Origin of the sequence: Geothrix oryzae (genome assembly GCF_030295385.1) — a bacterium.
GTDB lineage: Bacteria > Acidobacteriota > Holophagae > Holophagales > Holophagaceae > Geothrix > Geothrix oryzae.
The window spans coordinates 2,810,098-2,827,882 of record NZ_AP027079.1 but is presented as its reverse complement, the minus strand read 5'-3'; the positions used below and the strand labels follow the sequence as shown (position 1 = coordinate 2,827,882).

General features: G+C 69.0%; 18 protein-coding genes. 11 read left to right on the top strand and 7 right to left on the bottom strand.

Annotated elements, in window-relative coordinates; translation table 11 throughout:
• Positions 1–13: 13 nt before the first annotated feature.
• A complete protein-coding gene (locus tag QUD34_RS12965; RefSeq protein ID WP_286354132.1) occupies positions 14–961 on the bottom strand; it encodes a patatin-like phospholipase family protein in 948 nt (315 codons plus the stop codon).
• A 151-nt stretch (positions 962–1,112) separates the two neighbouring features.
• On the opposite strand from QUD34_RS12965, the gene QUD34_RS12960 reads away from it, so the two are divergent.
• From QUD34_RS12960 to aat, 5 genes are all read left to right on the top strand, one after another.
• Positions 1,113–3,227, top strand: coding sequence for an OPT family oligopeptide transporter (locus QUD34_RS12960; protein WP_286354131.1), 2,115 nt, complete (start codon positions 1,113–1,115; stop codon positions 3,225–3,227).
• Between the two features lie 102 nt (positions 3,228–3,329).
• A complete protein-coding gene (locus tag QUD34_RS12955) occupies positions 3,330–3,683 on the top strand; it encodes a PqqD family protein (RefSeq protein ID WP_286354130.1) in 354 nt (117 codons plus the stop codon).
• Between the two features lie 19 nt (positions 3,684–3,702).
• A complete protein-coding gene (locus tag QUD34_RS12950; protein WP_286354129.1) occupies positions 3,703–4,020 on the top strand; it encodes an ATP-dependent Clp protease adaptor ClpS in 318 nt (105 codons plus the stop codon).
• A complete protein-coding gene (locus tag QUD34_RS12945) occupies positions 4,013–6,262 on the top strand; it encodes an AAA family ATPase (protein ID WP_286354128.1) in 2,250 nt (749 codons plus the stop codon). The genes QUD34_RS12950 and QUD34_RS12945 overlap by 8 nt, the downstream gene beginning before the upstream one ends.
• Positions 6,244–6,921: a leucyl/phenylalanyl-tRNA--protein transferase gene (gene aat, locus QUD34_RS12940; RefSeq protein ID WP_286354127.1), complete on the top strand. Its 678-nt coding sequence runs from the start codon at positions 6,244–6,246 to the stop codon at positions 6,919–6,921. The genes QUD34_RS12945 and aat overlap by 19 nt, the downstream gene beginning before the upstream one ends.
• A gap of 271 nt (positions 6,922–7,192) precedes the next feature.
• Here aat and ftsZ read toward each other — a convergent pair whose 3' ends face one another.
• From ftsZ to QUD34_RS12925, 3 genes are all read right to left on the bottom strand, one after another.
• The gene (gene ftsZ / locus QUD34_RS12935) at positions 7,193–8,461 is read right to left on the bottom strand and encodes a cell division protein FtsZ (protein WP_286354126.1); all 1,269 of its coding nucleotides are present in this window, start codon (positions 8,459–8,461) and stop codon (positions 7,193–7,195) included.
• A 35-nt stretch (positions 8,462–8,496) separates the two neighbouring features.
• Positions 8,497–9,711, bottom strand: a complete 1,215-nt coding sequence (gene ftsA, locus QUD34_RS12930; RefSeq protein WP_286354125.1) for a cell division protein FtsA — start codon at positions 9,709–9,711, stop codon at positions 8,497–8,499.
• Positions 9,712–9,804: 93 nt separating this feature from the next.
• Complete coding sequence (locus QUD34_RS12925) at positions 9,805–10,593, bottom strand: cell division protein FtsQ/DivIB (RefSeq protein ID WP_286354124.1); 789 nt, start codon at positions 10,591–10,593, stop codon at positions 9,805–9,807.
• 82 nt (positions 10,594–10,675) lie between these two features.
• Here QUD34_RS12925 and QUD34_RS12920 point away from each other — a divergent pair, with 82 nt between their 5' ends.
• Together QUD34_RS12920 and QUD34_RS12915 are read left to right on the top strand one after the other, a co-directional pair.
• Positions 10,676–11,947 (top strand): RNA polymerase sigma factor, encoded by a 1,272-nt coding sequence (locus QUD34_RS12920; RefSeq protein WP_286354123.1) that lies wholly within the window; start codon positions 10,676–10,678, stop codon positions 11,945–11,947.
• Between the two features lie 57 nt (positions 11,948–12,004).
• Positions 12,005–12,397, top strand: a complete 393-nt coding sequence (locus QUD34_RS12915) for a YciI family protein (RefSeq protein WP_286354122.1) — start codon at positions 12,005–12,007, stop codon at positions 12,395–12,397.
• Positions 12,398–12,496: 99 nt separating this feature from the next.
• On the opposite strand, the gene murB is transcribed toward QUD34_RS12915, so the two are convergent.
• A complete protein-coding gene (murB, locus tag QUD34_RS12910) occupies positions 12,497–13,384 on the bottom strand; it encodes a UDP-N-acetylmuramate dehydrogenase (RefSeq protein ID WP_286354121.1) in 888 nt (295 codons plus the stop codon).
• 24 nt (positions 13,385–13,408) lie between these two features.
• Entirely contained in the window at positions 13,409–13,990 is a 582-nt protein-coding gene (locus tag QUD34_RS12905; protein WP_286354120.1) for a TetR/AcrR family transcriptional regulator, read from the bottom strand.
• An 89-nt stretch (positions 13,991–14,079) separates the two neighbouring features.
• Between QUD34_RS12905 and QUD34_RS12900 the strand changes: the two genes are divergently transcribed.
• From QUD34_RS12900 to QUD34_RS12890, 3 genes are all read left to right on the top strand, one after another.
• On the top strand, positions 14,080–14,997 hold the full coding sequence (locus QUD34_RS12900; protein ID WP_286354119.1) for an oxidoreductase: 918 nt from the start codon (positions 14,080–14,082) through the stop codon (positions 14,995–14,997).
• A 94-nt stretch (positions 14,998–15,091) separates the two neighbouring features.
• Positions 15,092–16,144 (top strand): MBL fold metallo-hydrolase, encoded by a 1,053-nt coding sequence (locus QUD34_RS12895; protein WP_286354118.1) that lies wholly within the window; start codon positions 15,092–15,094, stop codon positions 16,142–16,144.
• The gene (locus tag QUD34_RS12890) at positions 16,141–16,830 is read left to right on the top strand and encodes a Rossmann-fold NAD(P)-binding domain-containing protein (protein ID WP_286354117.1); all 690 of its coding nucleotides are present in this window, start codon (positions 16,141–16,143) and stop codon (positions 16,828–16,830) included. Before QUD34_RS12895 ends, QUD34_RS12890 begins: the two co-directional genes overlap by 4 nt.
• Here the strand turns inward: QUD34_RS12890 and QUD34_RS12885 are convergent.
• The gene (locus QUD34_RS12885; RefSeq protein ID WP_286354116.1) at positions 16,787–17,266 is read right to left on the bottom strand and encodes a methylated-DNA--[protein]-cysteine S-methyltransferase; all 480 of its coding nucleotides are present in this window, start codon (positions 17,264–17,266) and stop codon (positions 16,787–16,789) included. The two genes, QUD34_RS12890 and QUD34_RS12885, sit on opposite strands and share 44 nt — an antisense overlap.
• 17 nt (positions 17,267–17,283) lie before the next feature.
• Here QUD34_RS12885 and ruvX point away from each other — a divergent pair, with 17 nt between their 5' ends.
• Entirely contained in the window at positions 17,284–17,721 is a 438-nt protein-coding gene (ruvX, locus tag QUD34_RS12880) for a Holliday junction resolvase RuvX (protein WP_286354115.1), read from the top strand.
• Positions 17,722–17,785 lie beyond the last annotated feature (64 nt).

The following is a 17,785-nucleotide window of genomic DNA, read 5'->3' as shown; positions in this document are numbered from 1 at the left end:
GTTCCGGCGACATCTAGGGAGCGGGGATCGCGGATCGGGTGCGCGCCGCGACCCAGGCGTCGATGGCCTTGCGGATGGCCGGGGCGGCCTGTTTCGTGGCCTCGATGCCGGCCTGCATGCAGCGCTTCTTCTGTGTGAAGTCGAGCATCCCGACATCGCCGATGCCCGCGGGCGCGATGAGGATGTCGGCCTCGCGCTTGGCGTGCTCGACATTGAGGGCGAACATGATGTTGGTGGCCTGGAGCGAGACGCCCAGGAGGTTGGTGATGTTCGTGTTCCCGACATTCCCGCTGATGTCGACGGCGATCACGAGATCCGCGCCCTTGGCCTTGGCCACCGAGATGGGGATGTTGTCCACCACGCCGCCGTCCACCAGGATCTTCCCCTGGTGCTGGACCGGCGGGAACACGCCCGGGATGGCCGCGCTGGCCCGGATGGCGCGGGCCACGGGGCCCTTGTCGAGGACCACCTTGTAGCCCCAGTTGAGGTCGGTCGCCACGGCGGCGAAGGGCAGCTTCAGGTTCTCGATGTTCGTGGTCTTGATGTGGCTCTTCACCCAGGCCTCGAGCTTGTCGCCCTTGGCGAAGCCCATGCCCGTGACGGCGTTCAGGACGCCGAAGTCGAAGAGGTCGTCCTTCTCGAGCTGGAAGGCGGTCCATTCGAGGTCGAAGCTGCTGAGGTCGGAGGCGTAGATCGCGCCGATGAGTCCGCCGACGCTGGTGCCGACCACCATGTCGATGGGGATCTTCTCCTGCTCCAGGGCCCGGATGACGCCCACATGCGCGAAGCCCCGGGCCGCGCCCCCGCCCAGGACCAGGGCGATCTTGGGCTTCGGCGGAGGCCCCTGCGGGACCTGGGGGGCCTGGATGACGGGGACCTGGGGAACGGTGATGGGAGGCGTGGTCTGACAGGCAAAAAGAAAGGTCAGACCCGCGATCGCAAGGGTGTTTGCCAGACGCATGCGGCCTCCTTCATGAACAGGAACGGGCTTTTCGTGACCGGAATCCGGCCACTGGTGCGGCCGGGGCGGTGCCTACCGGATCGGATTCGGTATTAGACTATCCGCTACATCCGGCATTCTTCTTCCCCTTCGCGCCTTTTCAGGAGCACCGATGCAACCCTTTGTCCCCTCTGACCAGAACCTGCGGGAGTTCTCCCTGCGGGCGGTGCTCATCGGCCTCGTCATGGCCGTGGTGCTCGGTTCGGCCAATGCCTACCTCGGACTGAAGGCCGGCATGACCATCGCCGCCACCTATCCCGCGGCCGTCATCGGCATGGCCCTCATCAAGCTGATGAAGGGCACCATCCTGGAAGAGAACATGGCCCGCACCGTGGGCAGCATCGGCGAGTCCGTGGCCGCCGGTGCCATCTTCACCGTGCCCGCCTTCGTCATCAGCGGCATCTGGCCCAAGTTCTTCACGGCCGGCAACTATGTCACCAGCTCGCTCATCATGTTCGCGGGCGGTGTGCTCGGCATCATGTTCGTGGCCCTGCTCCGCCGCGTGATGGTCGAGGACGCCGAGCTGCCCTACCCCGAGAGCGTGGCGGCCGCCGAGATCCACAAGGCCGGCGCCCGGGGCGGCAGCGGCACCAAGTTCCTCTTCGGCGCCATGGGCATCGGCGCCGCGGTCCAGGCCCTGGTCCAGATCTCCGTCTTCGCCAGCACCTGGGAGAAGTTCGCGGCCTTCAAGACCACCACCATCAACCTCGTGGGCACCTGGAAGGCCAAGGTGGCCGGCGGCATGCTGCTCAGCTCCCCCGGCATCAGCCCCGCCTACATGGGCGTGGGCTACATCATCGGGCCCAAGCTCGGCGCCCTGAACTTCTCCGGCGGCATCATCGCCTGGGGCCTGCTGGTGCCCATCATCACCTACTTCCTGGCCCCCGGCGTCCTGCCCGAGGGTGCGCCCGAAGGTGACTGGATCGCCCTCTCGTACTCGGTCTGGAAGTTCATCGTCCGTCCCATCGCCATCGGCGGCATGCTCGTGGGCGCCGGCTTCACCCTCTTCAAGATGCGCAAGAGCCTCGCCACGGGCCTCACCCGCTCCGTCTCCGATGTGAAGAAGGCTGCCGCGGGCGATCATGTGGTGGACCGCGTCAACAAGGACCTGCCCTTCACTTATGTCCTGGGCGGCATCGGCTTCGCCGCCGCCGTCACCTTCCTGGTCACCTGGAAGATCTTCCATGTGGGCGGCCTGGTGTCCTTCGTCGCCGCGCTCGTGATGGTGATCCTGGGCTTCTTCTTCGCGGCCATCAGCGGCTACCTCGTCGGCATCATGGGCTCGAGCAACAACCCCATCTCCGGCCTGACGCTCACCGCCCTCGTCGTCACCGCCCTGGTGATGGTGATGCTGGGTGTGAAGGGGCAGGAGGGCGTCGCCGCCGTGCTGGGCGTGGCCGCCATCGTGTGCGTGAGCGCCGCCGTCGCCGGCGAGATGCTGCAGGACCTCAAGGCTGGCCACATCCTGGGCGGCACCCCCTGGCGCATGGAGATGGGTGACATCCTCGGCGTGGCGCTCGCCTCCGTGGTGCTGTTCATTCCCCTCATGGTGCTGCACGAAGGTGACATCACGGCCCAGGGCACCAAGCGCATTGCCGAGCTGACGGCCCAGCAGGTGCAGACCGTCACCGCTCCTGATGGCAAGACCTACACCCTGGATCAGGTCAAGCAGCTGCCCGCGGACCAGAAGAAGGCCGTGCTCTCCCTGGACGCCGGTTTCGGCTCCAAGCAGCTGGCCGCGCCCCAGGCGGGCCTGATGGCCCTCCTCAGCCGCGGCATCGTGGAAGGCAAGATGGCCTGGCCGCTCATCATCGTCGGCATGATGATGGGCCTCGCCTTCATCCTCATGCAGGTGAAGAGCCCCATGCTGGTGTCGGTGGGCATGTATCTGCCGCTGGAGACCACCTTCGCCATCTTCCTCGGCGGCCTCATCAAGGGCGCCGTGGAGATGTTCGGCGCCAAGCGGGGCCTGAACGAGGCGCAGAAGGTGCGCGTGGAGAACAACGGCGTGCTGCTGGCGGCGGGCCTGATCGCGGGCGAGGCCCTCGTGGGACTCCTCTTCGCATCCTTCGCCTTCTTCGAGGTGAAGTACAAGATCTTCGCCAACCCCGGCATGTTCTGGATCAGCCTGCTGATCCTGGCGGGCATCGCCATCTACCTGGTGAAGGTGCCCCTCGACAACGCCGGTGAAGCCGACGAGCCCGCGCCGCCCAGCGCGAACTTCTAGGTTGAAGTGAATCGAAGCGGGGCGCGGGCGACCGCGCCCCGCTTGTTTAGAGCGGTTCCATGCTTTCCTGGTCATCGTCGACCATCCCTCATTGCGTGATCCATGAACCCATTTCCCGATGAGACCTTCCTGGCCCTCGTGCCGGTGGCGTCCCTGGCTTCCGAGCCCGGCGAAGACGGCAACCTGACCCTGATCCGGCCGAAGATCCTGTCCCCCCGCTGGGCCTGGCTGCTGCGGATGATGAAGAAGCCAGCCTTCCGCGTGAAGCTGGATGCCCGGGGCACGGCCGTCTGGCGGGCCTGCAACGGCCAGCGCAGCGTGGCGGAGATCGCCCAGGCCGTGGCCGAAGCCTTTCCCGGAGAAGCCGACACCACCCTGCGCACGGCCCTCTTCATCCGCGAGCTGGCCCGGGGCAAGTTCCTGAACCTGTTCCACCGGCCCGACCCGCTATCCTGATGCCCTGGAGGCATGCCCCATGGCCAGGCAGGTGAAGGAGGAGGGCCAGGTCCTCACCCGCAAGCGAGCGAAGCTGCGCGAGCCGGGGATGTGGAAGGTGCTGCTCCACAACGACGACTACACCACCCAGGAGTTCGTGGTCTGGCTGCTGAAGACGGTCTTCCACAAGGCGGAGCCCGAGGCCACCGCCATCATGCTGGCGGTGCACCAGGCGGGCGTGGGGGTGGCGGGAACCTACACCAAGGATGTGGCCGAGACCCGCGCCGAGCGGGGTCGTCAGCTGGCGGAACGCGAGGGATTCCCCCTGTTGCTCACCGTGGAGGCGGAAGATGCCTGACGCCCCGCAACTGAGCGCCGAACTGAACCAGGGCTTCCAGCGGGCCTTCGAGCTGGCCAAGGCCCGCCGCCATGAGGATGTGGCGCTGGAGCATCTGCTCCTGGCCCTGCTGGACGACGCGCATGCGGCCAAGGCCCTGAAGGGCTGCGGGGTGAAGCTGGACGCCCTGCGCCGGGACCTGGAATCGGTGCTGGAGCGGCAGTTCGAATCCGTGCCGGGCGACGAGGCGATCCAACCCCACAGCACCCTGGGCTTCGTGCGGGTGGTGGAGCGGGCCCTGGTCCACGCCTTCAGCTCCGGCCGGCGCACGGTGCAGGGGGGCGAACTGCTGCCGGCCTTCCTGGAGGAAGAGTCCAGCCCAGCGCGGCACCTGCTGGAAAAGCACGGCGTGCGACGCCTGGCCCTGCTGAAGGTGCTGAGCCACGGGCCCGCAGCGCCCAAGGCCCCGGCGAGGAAGCAGGCAGCTCCAGAGGAGGAGGAAGAGGCTGGCGCCATCGCCGAGAATCCCCTGGAGGCCTATGCCACGGACCTGGTGGCCCGGGCCGCGGCGGGACGGTTGGATCCCCTGGTGGGCCGGGATGCGGAGATCACCCGCATGGCCCAGGTGCTCTGCCGGCGCCGCAAGAACAACCCGCTCCTGGTGGGGGAACCCGGCGTGGGCAAGACCGCCCTCGTGGAGGGTCTGGCCCGCCGCATCCACGAAGGGAATGTCCCCGACCCCCTCAAGGCCGCGCGCATCTTCGCCCTGGATCTGGGCGCCCTGCTGGCGGGCAGCCGGTACCGCGGCGATTTCGAGGAGCGGCTCAAGGCCGTGCTGAAGGCTCTGGACAATGAGCCCGGTGCGATCCTCTTCGTCGATGAGCTGCACACGCTGGTGGGCGCCGGCGCCACCAGCGGGGGAGCCATGGACGCGGCCAACCTGCTGAAGCCCGCCCTGGCTTCGGGAGACCTGCGCTGCATCGGCGCCACCACCTTTCAGGATCTGAAGGGCTCCCTGGATCGCGATCGCGCCCTGTCCCGCCGCTTCCAGGTGGTGGAGGTGAACGAGCCTTCCGCCGCGGATGCCCTGGCCATCCTGCAGGGTCTGAAAGCGTCCTACGAGGCACACCATGGCGTGAGCTATTCAAGGGAAGCCCTGGAAGCCGCGGTGCGTCTGGCTTCCAAGCACCTGCCGGACCGCCGCCTGCCCGACAGCGCCCTCGATGTGGTGGACGAGGCCGGGGCCGCCCAGAAGCTGCTGCCGAAGAAAGACCGGGTGAAGAAGGTGGGCCCGGCCGAGATCGAGGCCGTGGTGGCCCGCATGGCACGAGTGCCCGTGGCTAGCGTGAGCGCCGACGACCGGGAGGCCTTGCATACGCTTGAAGCGCAGCTTCGGGCGCAGATCTTCGGCCAGGACGCGGCGTGCGAGACCGTGGCCGGCGCCATCAAGCTGGCGCGCTCGGGCCTGCGCGATCCCCTGAAGCCCATGGGCTGCTTCCTCTTCGCCGGGCCCACGGGCGTGGGCAAGACAGAGCTGGCCAAGCAGCTGGCGAAGGCCCTGGGCATCGCCTTCCTACGCTTCGACATGAGCGAGTACCAGGAGAAGCACGCCGTGGCCCGGCTCATCGGCGCCCCGCCCGGTTATGTGGGCTACGAGGAGGGCGGCCTGCTGACGGATGCCGTGAGGAAGCAGCCCCACGCCGTGTTGTTGCTGGACGAGCTGGAGAAGGCCCACCCGGATCTCTTCGGCGTGCTGCTGCAGGTGATGGACCACGCCGCCCTCACGGACAGCCACGGCCGCAGCGCGGACTTCCGCCACACGGTGATCGTCATGACCACCAATGTGGGCGCCCGCGAGCTGTCGGCCCGGCAGGTGGGCTTCGCGGAGGCGGGGGCAAGACGCTCGGCCAAGGGAACCCTCGAAAAAGCCTTCAGCCCCGAGTTCCGCAACCGCCTGGATGCCATCCTCCAATTCGCGCCCCTGGGCCGGTCGGACATGGAGCGCGTGGCCGACAAACACCTGCGGGAACTGGAGACTCAGCTCACCGAGAAGGGCGTCACCCTCTCCTGCACGCCGAAAGCCCGGGCCTGGCTGGCGGAGAAGGGCTACGACCCGGCTTTCGGCGCCCGGCCCATGGCGCGGCTCATCGAGCAGGAACTGCGCCGCCCCCTGGCGGAGGCGATCCTCTTCGGGCCCCTGGCCAAGGGCGGCAAGGCCAAGGTGGACCTCAAGGACGGCCGGCTGTGCCTGTCTTTCGGCTGACGAAGGCCCTGGTCTTTCCGGATCCGGAGCTGGCGGAGGACGGGCTGCTGGCCATCGGCGGAGACCTCAGCGCGGCGCGCCTGCTGCTGGCCTACCAGAGCGGCATCTTCCCCTGGTACGGCGAGGACGATCCCCTGCTCTGGTGGTCGCCGCCGGAGCGGGCCCTGTTGCGGCCCGGCCACCTGCACCTGTCGGCCCGGACCCGGAGGAGCCTGCGTCATCGTCCCTTCGAAATCCGCTTTGACACGGCCTTCGCGCAGGTCATCGGCCACTGCTCCCAGGTGTCGCGACCCGGCCAGGACGGCACCTGGATCACGCCGGAGATGCGCGAGGCCTATGCCGCATTGCATCGCGCAGGCCACGCCCACAGCGTGGAGGCCTGGCGGAACGGGGAGCTGAGGGGCGGCCTCTATGGCGTGTCGCTCGGCGGGGCTTTCTTCGGGGAGAGCATGTTCAGCCTCGAACCCGAGGCGAGCCGGGCGGCCCTCCAGGCGCTGGACATGCGGCTCGCAGCCTGGGGCTTCACCCTGATCGACGGCCAGCTGCCCCACGAGGGGCTGATGGGGTACGGCTTCCAGACCGTGTCGCGCGGCCTGTTCCTGGCGGAGCTGGCGGAGGCGCTGCGCTCGGAGAGCCGTGTGGGGAGCTGGTCCGCCTGATTTGGAGGTCGTAACAAAACCCCGCGCCACCGCGATGGAGCCAGGCGGGATGCACCGCAAGGAAGCGCCCGCGGGACGATGCGGGACATCGTTCAAGGGCGGTGACGCCGCGGAGCGCCCGCCTGGCTCCATCCCTCCGGGCGAGGGGCGGCGGGCGTCGCGATGCTGCGTCAGGCTCGGATCGCGTAGTACCCGCTACGCTCACCTCGCCTTCCTGGCCTCGCTCGCCCGGCGCCCCTCGCGCGGTGTCGTAGGGTTTTGTTACGACCTCTTACTCGATGGGCAGCCGCCCCTGGCCCAGCCGGATGATGGCGGGGACATGGAGGTCGTCGTTGCCGCCGGGCAGTTCGCCGCTGGGGGTGGGGGCCTGGGGCAGGAGGCGGGTGGGCGTGGGGCCCTGCTGCTCACCGGCGGGCACCTCGCCGTAGACGCGGCCGCTGACCACGGTCGTGGGCAGGGGCTGGCTGATGGCCGCCACGGAGGCGATGGGGGCGTAGGCCGCGCTGGGCATGCCCTCGGTAGTACCGCTCAGGTGCAGGCTGTTGCGGCGTTCCTCCAGGAGCTGTTCCTCCTGATCGAACCCGCTGGCCAGCACGGTGACCAGCACGCGATCCTCCATGCCCTCGCCTTCCACGGTGCAGGCCTTGATGTCGGGCCGGCCGCTGTAGTGGTCCTGCAGGTAGTGCATGGCGGTCTCGATGGCCGAGGCCTCCATCACTTCCCAGTCCGCGGTGATGGACACCATCACATTGGCGGCGGCGCCGCTCTGGGCGCGCTCCAGCAGGGGGCAGGCCAGGGCCTTGCGCAGGGCGTCCATGACTGCCTCTTCGCCGCGGCCCGCGCCGGTGCCGATGAGGGCCTCGCCGCCGTTGCGGAGGACTGCTTCCACATCCGCGAAATCGCCGTTGATGATGCCGGGCTTGAGGATGAGATCCGCGATGCCGCGCACGCCCTGGATGAGCACGCCGTCGGCCACGCGGAAGGCCTCTTTCATGGTGACGCGCGCGTCGCAGACGCTCTTCAGCCGCTCGTTGCTGACCACGATGACGGTATCGGCCGTATCGCGCAGGTTGGCCAGGCCGGAGAGGGCCAGGTCACCCTTCTTGCGGCCTTCCCAGGCGAAGGGCGTGAGCACCACGGCCACGGTGAGGGCGCCCAGTTCGCGGGCGTAGCTGGCCAGTACGGGAGCCGCTCCGGTGCCCGTGCCGCCGCCCATGCCGGCCGTGATGAAGATCATGTCGGCGCCCTGGAGGGCCGCCAGCACTTCCTCCCGGCTCTCCTCGGCCGCCACGCCGCCGCGCTCGGCGCTGCCGCCGGCGCCCAGGCCGCGGCTGCTCTGGGGCCCCAGGGGCAGCTTCAGGTGCGCCTTGCTCTGGGCCAGGCTCTGCTGGTCGGTGTTCATGGCGATGAACTGCACGCCGGTGACGCCGCTGTCGATCATGCGGTTGATGGCGTTGCAGCCCGCGCCGCCCACGCCGATCACCTTGATGTTGGCGCCGGGCAGGCTGTGGGGGCAGGGCAGGAAGGGGGTCTCAGACATCGGGGCTCCCGAATGGGACATCGCAAAAACGGGGTTCAAAACATCTTCTTGAATCGGCCGAGGAAACCATCGCCCCGGTCCTGTTTGCCGCGGGTTTCGCTCATGTCCCGGGCCAGGGCCTTCACGGCGCCCAGGGCGTTCACGAAATAGGGGTTGCCGGTGGCCTGGGGCAGGCCGGTGACGCCCAGGATGCGGCCCAGCACGACGCGGGGACGACCCAGGAGGGTCTGGGCCAGGATCGCCAGGTGCGTCAGCAGCGCGCCGCCGCCCACCAGGTGCACGCCGCCGTGGATCTCGTGCATCAGCCCCGTGCGGCCCATCTCGGCCAGCACCAGGTTGAGCAGCTCCGCGGCGCGGGCCTGGAGGACCTCGGCGATCTCGCGGCGGGAGACCAGGCGGCCCTCCTCCTCGAGTTCGACGGATTCCTCCGGGGGCACCTGGTTCGGCAGCACGGTGCCGAAGCGGATCTTGATGCGCTCGGAGGCTGCGATCCCGCCCAGATGCTTGGTGATCTCCAGGTCGCGGGTGAAGTGCATGCCGCCGATGGGGATCACGGCCGAGTGGAACAGGGTGCCGTGCAGGAAGATGCCCAGGTGGGTGAGGTGCTCGCCGATGTCGACGACCACCGCGCCGTTCTCGCGGTCCTCGCGGCTCAGGATGGCGTCGGCGCTGGCCAGGGGCGAATACATCAGCTCGGCGCCGTGGAGGCCGGCGTTCTTGAGCGCCAGCTGGATGTTCATGATCACGGGGCTCGGGGCCACGATGATGCGGACTTCGGCCTCCAGCGATTCGCCGAACATGTTCACCGGGTTGCGGATGTCGCGCTGGCCCTTGATGTGGAACATCTGCGGGATGCGGTGGAGGACCAGCTCCTCCTTGGCGAGCTTGCAGCCGTTGGTGGCCTGTTCCAGCACGCGGTCGCGGTCCCCGGCGGTGATGATCTTGTCGCCGCTGGAGATGGTGATGGAATCGCGGAGATTCTCGCCCTTGAACTGGATGCCGTCCACGGCCACGCGGATGCCGTCGACCTTGGTCTGGCCGGCGGTGCTCATGGCCTCCTCCACGGCCCGCACGATGGCGCGGGTGCAGAGATCCATGTCGGTGATCTGGCCCTGGGTGAAGCCGCCCTGGGGCGAGGCCTGGCCGGTCCCGGTCACATTGAGGGTCCCGTCTTCCTCCTGGACGGCGACCACCGCCACCACTTTGCTTGCACCGAGGTCGAGCCCGAGAAGAACGGCACGCTGAGGCATGAAGATCCTTTTCCTTGCTCTAGGTGTACACCAGTTCCGCGTCCGGTTCGAGTCTTTGCGCGCGGAAAAAACGCCGCTTTCTTCCGCCGCAGGTCAGCGCGGGGTCTTGGCCGGGGCGGGGGCCTCTTCAGGCTCGCCCACGGCCACCTCGTCGTCCCAGCGCAGATCGATGTACCGGAGGCGGGCCAGATCCGGGCGCCGGGAGAGACGATCCACGAACAGTCCCTGGAAATTGGGAACATTTTTCGTCACATCCTGGCGGGATAGATAGATCGGTGCCGGAAGGCCCTCGATGTAGGCCACAGGCCCCCTTGGGCTCCAGCGAAGCTCGATGACCCGTTCGTAAAAGCCCTGCTGCTTCTCCCGCAAAGCCCTGGCAGCACTGACGAGACGGGCCAGCCCCTGGTCCGTCTGGCTGGCGGCATCCACCACCACGGGAATGGGGCTTAAGTTGGCCTGATTTACCCGATCGAGCAGGATCCCGTCGTCTGACACGAGGAACACCCCGTTGCTCCGCACCAGCCAGAGGACGGGCCGGCGTTCCTCCACCACGAGGCTCAGGCGGTCCGGGGGGTCCTTGCGGATCTGCAGGCCGCGCACCCAGCGCTTGGCCTCGATGCGGGAGCGCAGCTCCTCGGCATCCACCCAGAAGAGGGGCTTGCCCAGCACCAGCTGCTCGGCGAGCTTCTGGATCTCCCCCTGGCGTTCGCCCCGGCAGCCGCTCACGCTCACCTGCTCGATGACGAGCTTCTGGAGCCCCAGATACCGCGTCGCCAGCTCCAGCAGACCCCAGCCCGCCGCCCCCAGCACCACCACGGTGATCCCGGCCCGGGCCCAGGGGAGCCAGGGCCGCTTGGGGCGGGTGCGGGGGAGCATGGACATGGGGGTCAGTTTACCGCCTGAAGGCGGCGATCCGGTGGGCCTGGAAGCCTCCTTTATCCTCTACGGAGCAGAAGGGAGCCCCATGGCCTCGATCGCCCCCGGAGGCATTCCGGATCTCCTCGACTCCATCTTTCGTTCGGAGTCGCGCCGCATCCTGGCCTCCCTGATCCGACTGCTCGGGGATTTCGACCTGGCCGAAGACGGCATGCACGATGCCTTCGCGGCCGCGCTGGAAGCGTGGCCCCGGGACGGCGTGCCCGATCGCCCCCGCGCCTGGCTGGTGTCCACGGGACGCTTCAAGGCGATCGACCGTCTGCGGCGGACCGCACGCTTCAGCACCCCGCTTGACACCCTGGCGGAGCCGCCCGACGAGGGCCCGTCGGAAGGGTTGGAGGAGGAAGGCGTCGAAGATGACCGCCTGAGGCTCATCTTCACCTGCTGCCACCCGGCCCTGCCGCCGGAAGCCTGCACGGCGCTGACCCTCCGCGAAGTGTGCGGCCTGACGACGGAGGCCATCGCGCGGGCCTTCCTCGTCGCCCCATCCACGCTGGCCCAGCGGATCGTCCGGGCCAAGGCGAGAATCCGCGACGCGGGCATTCCCTATGAAATCCCCGGACGGGCCGAATGGCCGGGCCGGCTGGATGCGGTGCTCAGGGTCGTCTACCTGGTGTTCAACGAAGGCTACTCCGCGTCCTCGGGGGAGGCCCTGACGCGCCCGGACCTCTCGGGCGAGGCGATCCGCCTGGGGCGGCTGCTCCTTGAACTACGGCCAGATGCAGAGGTGATGGGCCTCCTCGCCCTCATGCTGCTGCAGGAGTCCCGCAGGGTCGCGCGGGTCTCGCCGGGGGGGGACCTGGTGCTGCTGGAGGACCAGGATCGTTCCCGGTGGGATCGAGCCTTGATCGTCGAAGGGAAGACCCTGGTGGAACAGGCCTTGGCGTCCCCTCGGGTGGGCGCCTACACCCTCCAGGCCGCCATTGCCGCCGTCCACGCCGAGGCCGCCGAAGCCTCGGCCACGGACTGGGCCCAGATCATCGGGCTGTACACCCTCTTGGCCCGGGTGGCGCCTTCCCCCGTGGTGGAGCTCAACCGGGCGGTGGCGGTGGCCATGCGGGACGGTCCCCAGGCGGGGTTGGACCTCGTCGACGCCCTCCTGGCGCGCCGCGAATTGGAGGGTTACCACCTGGTGCACTCCGCTCGTGCGGATCTCTGCCGCCGCCTGGGGAGGACGGAAGAGGCGCTCGTCTCCTACCGCCAGGCCCTCGGGCTGGTCCAGCAGGGGCCCGAGCGGCGGTTCCTCGAGCGGCGAGTGGCCGAGCTTCAAACATCCTTTTCCGATCCCCTGTCGAAATGAGGCCTCCCCGAACGACCAGGGAGTGAAGGCGGTCAGGACGACCCCATAGGAGCCACCATGAAATACATCTGTTTCGGGTACCTCGATGTCCAGCAGTGGGCGACCCTCTCCCCAGGCGAGCAGAACGCCATGATCGACGCGTGCTTCGCCTACGATGAGGGCCTGAAAAAGGACGGCCACTGGGCCGGCGGGGAGGGGCTGCAGGGCCCGGATACCGCCACCATGGTGCGTTACGAGAAGGGCAAGGTGTCCGTGACGGACGGCCCCTACGCCGAGACCAAGGAGCTGCTGGGCGGCCTCCTGATGCTGGAGGCTCGGGATCTCAACCACGCCATCCATCTGATCTCGAACCACCCAGGCGTGAAGATGGGGCCCTGGGAGATCCGGCCGGCGGCGGACCTGGCCCAGATGATCCGCGACAGCGAGCTCCGGCGTTCCGGATCCAAGTAGAGGGGCCATGCCTGAAGGGACCCTCCAGTCTGCGCCGCAGGTCATCGGCGCGGGTTGGGGGGTGGCCCCGGGGCTGATCTCCAGGATTGATTTCCGGGCTCAGCCTCGCCAGATCTCCACTTCGGGTTCCAGGTCCACGCCGTGGACCTCCCGCACCTTCGTCCGGACCTGCTCCATCAGGTCCGCGAACTCGGCGGCGGTGGCGTGGCCGTGGTTCACCAGGAAGTTGGCGTGCTCGGGGCTCACCTCGGCATCCCCGATGCGCAGCCCCTTGAGGCCCGCCTGGTCGATGAGGCGGCCGGCGCTCAGGCCCGGCGGGTTCTTGAAGATGCAGCCGGCGTTGCGCTTCGAGAGGGGCTGGCTCGTGCCGCGCTTCCCGCGGTACTCCGCCACCTGGGCGCGGATCGCGGCCGGGTCGCCTTCCACGAGCGCGGCCGTGGCCGACAGCACCACGCGCCCGCCGGTGAGAAAGCTCCAGCGGTAGCTGAACTCGCCCGGGTCGGGGGCCTTCTCCACCAGGTCGCCTTCGGGCGTGAGGAAGCGATAGGACGACAGCACCCCCACCCATTCGCGGCCGTAGGCTCCGGCATTCATGCGGATGGCACCGCCCAGGGAACCGGGGATGCCACTGGCGAACTCCAGCCCCGAGAGGCCCGCCGTCGCGGCGGCTTCGGCCAGGGCGATGTGGCCGTGGCTGGCGGGGGCTGTGAGGCGCGTGCCCTCGCGGCGGACCTCCTTGGGGAGGGCCAGCCGCAGCACGGGCAGATCGAGGTCGCCCAGCACCACGAGGTTCGAGCCCCCGCCGAGCACGCGCCAGGGCAGGCTCTCCCGGACGCAGGCGCGGACGAAGGTCTGGGCCTCGGCTTCCGTGGTCGGCTCGAAGAGCCAGCGGCAGAGGCCACCCACTCCCAGCGTGGTGAGACGCGCGAACGGCACATCCCGGCGGTGCGGGACCTTCAGCAAGTCATCAGGCAGGGGGCGCGTCATCGGATCCAGTATGGACGACTGGCTTCAGGCGCCGGCGTTCGGAACGGGCCGGAGGGAGGCCAGCACCATCTCCAGCAATCCGTCGATCATGGTGCGGAGTTCCTCGGGGCTCGTGGCGGATTCCTTGAATCCGTGGACGGCGCGCGTGAGGACGCGGGCGATCTGCTCGGGCGGGAGGGCCCGGGCGGGGGCCGTCGCGCTGAGGGGCGCGAGGATGGTCACGAGATCGGCCTCGAAGGCCGCAATGGCCTGGTCGATGGCCTCCTTGGCGAAGGCCAGGCCGGCATGGATGGGCTCTCCAACTTCCCGCGACGCGGCGAGCAGGCCGAAGGGCCGCACGGCCCAGAGTTCGAAGGCGAAGCGGAGCTTTTCCTCGGGGGTCGGGTGCGCGGCGAGGCCCTGGCGGATCTCTTCCAGGGTCCGGGCGACATGGGCCTGGAGCACGGCCTCGAAGAGCTCTTCCTTGTTGCAGAAGAGCAGGTAGAGGGCAGGTCGGGACACGCCCGCGGCCGAGGCGATGTCGCCCATGGTGGTCCGCCGGAATCCGAAGCGGAGGAAGACGGACTGAGCGGCTTCCAGGATCCGGGTCTTCTTCTCGTTTCCCATGAAAAGAGGATTGACAAAATTTGTCCGAATGTCAAATATGGCTCATTGACATTATTCGTCATGATGTCAGACAAGGCTTGGGGAGTGAAATGACACGAGAAGACTGGAATTGGTCGCAGGTCCCTGATCAGACCGGCCGGGTGGCGGTGGTCACTGGGGCCACCTCCGGCACCGGCTACGAGACCGCCCGGATGCTGGCGGCCTGCCGGGCCACGGTGATCCTGGCCTGCCGGAACCTGCCCAAGGCCGAGGCCGCAGCGCGCCACATCGTGGCGCTCCATCCGGGGGCCCGGGTGGAGATCCAGGCCCTGGACCTGGCCTCCCTGGCCTCCGTGCGGAAGGCGGCCACCGAGATCCTGGCCCGCTTCGACCGCCTGGATCTGCTCCTCAACAATGCCGGCGTCATGGTCCCGCCCTACGGGAAGACCGAGGACGGGTTCGAGACCCAGATCGGCACCAACCATTTCGGCCCTTTCGCACTGACCGGCCTCTTGATGGGGCGCCTGATGGCCACCCCGGGCTCCCGCGTGGTGACCATGAGCAGCGGCGCCCATCGCGCGGGGCGCATCTACGCCGACGACATGCATTTTGAAGGTGGCTACCGGGCTTGGGCCGCCTATGGCCAGTCGAAACTGGCCAACCTGCTCTTCACCTATGAACTGCAGCGTCGGCTGGCGGCGGCAGGATCGGGCACGCGTTCCATGGCGGCCCATCCAGGCTGGGCCCGGACCGAGCTCCAGCGTCACGCGGGCTGGATCCGCGGGCTGAGGGCCCTGGGGCTGGAGGCGCTGCTGAGCCAGGATGCCTTCGGCGGGGCCCAGCCCTTGCTGCGCGCGGCCACGGATCCCACCGTGAAGGGCGGCGAGTACTTCGGCCCCTCGCGCTTCCGGGAGCTGAAGGGGGCACCCGTGCGGGTGCAGTCCAACGCCCTCTCCCGCGACGAAGGCCTGCAGCGCTGGATGTGGCGGCGCTCTGAGCAGAGCACGGGGGTGGTTTATCCCGTCTAGAACGCGCCTTTCCAGGGCTTTGCTGCTGGCGGCCCTCGCGGTCGGCGGCTGGTGGGCCGCCGGCTCCTCTCTCGACCAGGTCCGGAGTCTTCGCATGGAACGATCCCCCCAGTGGCGCGATGGGCGCTTCCGCAATCCCCAACCCCTCTGGAACGACACCTGGGGGGCGCTCGGCAGTCTCCTGGGCCGGGATGGGAACTCGACCCCCAGGGAACCCCTTCCGGTGGTGCATCCCACCCGGGGTGACCTGGAGACGGATTCGCCCGGGGGCCTGAGGGCCACCTGGCTGGGCCATTCCACGGTGTACCTGGAGGTGGACGGCACGCGCGTCCTCACCGATCCCATGTGGGGTCGACGGGCCTCACCGGTGGCCTGGGCGGGGCCTCGCCGCTTCTATGCCCCCCTCATCCCGCTGGAGGCGTTGCCGATCCCCCAGGTGGTGGCCATCTCCCACGACCACTACGACCATCTGGACGAGGACACCCTGCGTCGCATGAAGGGCTGGGACACGCGGTTCGTGGTGCCGCTGGGCGTGGGCGCGCGGCTGATCCGCTGGGGCGTGCCGGCCACCCGCATCACCGAGCTGGACTGGTGGGAATCGATTCGGGTGGGCGAGCTGGAGGTGGTCCTCACCCCGGCGCGACACGCCTCGGGCCGCGGTCTGCGGGACAAGGACCGCACCCTCTGGGGTGGTTTCGCCTTCCTCGGTCCCCGGCACCGGGCCTATTTTTCAGGGGACACGGGCCTGTTCCCGGGGTTGGCGGAGATCGGGGCGCGCCTGGGTCCTTTCGACTTGGCGATGATCGAGGCGGGCGCCTACAATCCGGCCTGGCCCGACTGGCACCTGGGGCCCGAGCAGGCTGTGGCGGCCCACGGGATGGTGCGGGGCCGAGTGCTCCTGCCCATCCACTGGGGCCTCTTCGACTTGGCCGCCCATGGTTGGACCGAACCGGTGGAGCGCGTGCTGGCGGCGGCGGGTCGGGTCGGCGCCACCGTGGCGGTACCCCGGCCCGGAGAGGGCTTCGTGCCTGAGGCGCCGCCCCACGAGCGCTGGTGGCCCGAACTGCCCTGGAAGACCGGAGCCGAGGTCCCCATCCGTGCCACGCTGGATGGACGGCCCATGCTCCCCCAGGGAGGTGTTCCATGAAGATCCTGCTCTTCGGCGCCACGGGCATGATCGGCCAGGGAGTCCTGCGCGAATGTCTGCGCGATCCCCGGGTGACGCAGGTGCTCATCGTGGGGCGCCACGCCGCAGGCCAGGCGCATCCCAAGGTGCGGGAGCTGCTCCACCAGGACTTCTTCGACTTCTCCGCCCTCGAAGGCGAGCTGTCGGGTCTGGATACCTGCTTCTTCTGCCTGGGGGTATCCTCCGCCGGCCTGGACGAAGCGGCCTATCGCCGGGTGACCCACGATCTGGCGCTGGCGGCGGCCGGGACCCTGGCCCGGCTCAATCCGGCCATGACCTTCATCTATGTGTCCGGCGCGGGGACCGATGGCACCGGCCAGGGCCGCACCATGTGGGCCCGGGTGAAGGGGCAGACCGAGAACGCCTTGCGAGGCCTGCCCTTCAGGGCCGTGCATCTCTTCCGCCCGGGGGTCATCCAGCCCCTGTCCGGCATCACCTCCCGGACCCGCTGGTACCGCGTCTTCTACGGCGTGATGGGCCCCTTCTTCCCCTGGCTGAGGCGGCTCTTCCCCGGCACCATCATCACCACGGAGGAGCTGGGACGGGCCATGATCCGCGTGGCTCTGGAGGGAGCGCCTGCGGCCGTTCTGGAGGCCCGCGACCTCATCGCCCTGGGGGGGCCTCCAACGCCAGGAGTCGCGCCTTGACCCCGGGGCTGCCGAAGGCGCTCCAGCCGCCGGGACCATCGGCGGCCACCACGCGATGGCAGGGCACGAGGATCAGCACCGGGTTGGTCTTCACGGCCTGACCCACGGCCCGGGCCGCGCCGGGGCGGCCGACCAGCAGGGCCACTTCGCCGTAGCTGATCGTCTGGCCCGGCTGGGTGGATCGCAGCACCTCGGCCACGCGCTGCTGGAAGGGCGTCCGCTCCGCCAGGTCCAGCGGGATGCCGCCGAGATCCTGGGGTTGGCCGGCGAGGTGGGCCATGAGGCGGCGCACGGCCTCCAGAATCCATGCGGGAGCCTGTGGCGCCTCTTCCTGAGCCAGGCCCTCCACGAAGCGCAGGGTGCAGATGCCCTCCGCCGTCCAGGCCAGGCGGAGCCGGCCCAGGGCCGTGGCGAAGGTGAGGGAACGGACGGGCATCGGGCTAGGATGGCAGGATGCGCTGGCTTGCCATCGACCACGGCACGAAGAAGATCGGCCTCGCCTTCTCGGACGAGCTGGAGATATTGTCCTCGCCCTTCGAGGTGTGGCCCCAGGAACAGGAACGCACCCTCGACCGCCTGGCCCGGCTCTGCCGGGAGGAGGGCGTGCAGGCCCTTTGCGTGGGCCTGCCCCGCCACAAGGACGGCGCCGAAAGTGCCACCGCGCCCGCAGCCCGGGCCTTCGGCGAAGCCTTGTCTGCCCGCACGGGCCTGCCCTTGCGCCTGGTGAACGAGCACCTGAGCAGCGCCGAGGCCGAGCGCCTGCTGCGGGAGCGGGGCGTCAAGCCGGAGAAACGGAAGCTTCTGCTGGATGCCGCTGCAGCCGCCGTGATCCTGAGCGAGCTGTTGGAGGATCGGCGGGGCAAGGGAATTCCGGCGGATCGATTGGATTGAGACCACCTGATCCACGCGCCCCGCTCCGTCCGCGCATCAGCAGCTTTTTGGGTTCGTTCGCCCA

What these genes read in the sequence shown, in the direction of transcription:
- QUD34_RS12945 (WP_286354128.1), top strand. Translation starts at nt 4,013, where the DNA reads ATGCCTGACGCCCCGCAACTGAGCGCCGAACTGAACCAGGGCTTCCAG.
- QUD34_RS12915 (WP_286354122.1), top strand. Translation starts at nt 12,005, where the DNA reads ATGAAATACATCTGTTTCGGGTACCTCGATGTCCAGCAGTGGGCGACC.
- QUD34_RS12925 (WP_286354124.1), bottom strand. Translation starts at nt 10,593, where the DNA reads ATGTCCATGCTCCCCCGCACCCGCCCCAAGCGGCCCTGGCTCCCCTGG.
- ftsA (WP_286354125.1), bottom strand. Translation starts at nt 9,711, where the DNA reads ATGCCTCAGCGTGCCGTTCTTCTCGGGCTCGACCTCGGTGCAAGCAAA.
- QUD34_RS12965 (WP_286354132.1), bottom strand. Translation starts at nt 961, where the DNA reads ATGCGTCTGGCAAACACCCTTGCGATCGCGGGTCTGACCTTTCTTTTT.
- QUD34_RS12900 (WP_286354119.1), top strand. Translation starts at nt 14,080, where the DNA reads ATGACACGAGAAGACTGGAATTGGTCGCAGGTCCCTGATCAGACCGGC.
- QUD34_RS12890 (WP_286354117.1), top strand. Translation starts at nt 16,141, where the DNA reads ATGAAGATCCTGCTCTTCGGCGCCACGGGCATGATCGGCCAGGGAGTC.
- QUD34_RS12950 (WP_286354129.1), top strand. Translation starts at nt 3,703, where the DNA reads ATGGCCAGGCAGGTGAAGGAGGAGGGCCAGGTCCTCACCCGCAAGCGA.
- QUD34_RS12885 (WP_286354116.1), bottom strand. Translation starts at nt 17,266, where the DNA reads ATGCCCGTCCGTTCCCTCACCTTCGCCACGGCCCTGGGCCGGCTCCGC.
- ftsZ (WP_286354126.1), bottom strand. Translation starts at nt 8,461, where the DNA reads ATGTCTGAGACCCCCTTCCTGCCCTGCCCCCACAGCCTGCCCGGCGCC.
- ruvX (WP_286354115.1), top strand. Translation starts at nt 17,284, where the DNA reads ATGCGCTGGCTTGCCATCGACCACGGCACGAAGAAGATCGGCCTCGCC.
- QUD34_RS12955 (WP_286354130.1), top strand. Translation starts at nt 3,330, where the DNA reads ATGAACCCATTTCCCGATGAGACCTTCCTGGCCCTCGTGCCGGTGGCG.
- murB (WP_286354121.1), bottom strand. Translation starts at nt 13,384, where the DNA reads ATGACGCGCCCCCTGCCTGATGACTTGCTGAAGGTCCCGCACCGCCGG.
- QUD34_RS12895 (WP_286354118.1), top strand. Translation starts at nt 15,092, where the DNA reads ATGGAACGATCCCCCCAGTGGCGCGATGGGCGCTTCCGCAATCCCCAA.
- QUD34_RS12905 (WP_286354120.1), bottom strand. Translation starts at nt 13,990, where the DNA reads ATGGGAAACGAGAAGAAGACCCGGATCCTGGAAGCCGCTCAGTCCGTC.
- QUD34_RS12920 (WP_286354123.1), top strand. Translation starts at nt 10,676, where the DNA reads ATGGCCTCGATCGCCCCCGGAGGCATTCCGGATCTCCTCGACTCCATC.
- QUD34_RS12960 (WP_286354131.1), top strand. Translation starts at nt 1,113, where the DNA reads ATGCAACCCTTTGTCCCCTCTGACCAGAACCTGCGGGAGTTCTCCCTG.